1 rRNA gene is annotated in these 788 nt (G+C 48.7%); it reads right to left on the minus strand.

Annotation, left to right across the window (positions count from 1 at the left end):
• Positions 1–685 (minus strand): 23S ribosomal RNA (locus AC1RDJ_RS28385); the annotation flags it as partial.
• Positions 686–788: the final 103 nt, after the last annotated feature.

Genomic DNA, 788 nt, shown 5'->3' on the forward strand with positions numbered 1-788 from the left:
GTAGATCACTTGGTTTCGGGTCTACACCCAGCGACTGATCGCCCTATTCGGACTCGATTTCTCTACGGCTTCCCTATTCGGTTAACCTTGCCACTGAATGTAAGTCGCTGACCCATTATACAAAAGGTACGCAGTCACGGAACAAGTCCGCTCCTACTGTTTGTATGCACACGGTTTCAGGATCTATTTCACTCCCCTTCCGGGGTTCTTTTCGCCTTTCCCTCACGGTACTGGTTCACTATCGGTCGATTACGAGTATTTAGCCTTGGAGGATGGTCCCCCCATATTCAGACAGGATGTCACGTGTCCCGCCCTACTTGTCGTACGCTTAGTACCACCGGTCCGATTTCACATACGGGGCTATCACCCACTATGGCTCCTATTTCCAGAGGATTCTGTTATCGGTCCGACTATCACGTACAGGCTCTTCCCATTTCGCTCGCCGCTACTTTGGGAATCTCGGTTGATTTCTTTTCCTGCAGCTACTTAGATGTTTCAGTTCGCCGCGTTCGCCTTGCATACCTATGTATTCAGTATGCAATACCCTAAAAGGGTGGGTTGCCCCATTCGGAAATCTGCGGATCAAAGTGTGTTTGCTCACTCCCCGCAGCTTATCGCAAGCTACTACGTCCTTCATCGCCTGTAATCGCCAAGGCATCCACCATGTGCACTTATTCGCTTGTCCCTATAACGTTAGCCTCTGATTACCGAAGTAATCAAAGAGCGCTACAGGGATAAGAAAGTACAACGTTGTTGCTTGTTTGTTGATACATACAATCATTACCCAT

It is taken from the genome of Janthinobacterium sp. GW822-FHT07H10, assembly GCF_058798675.1.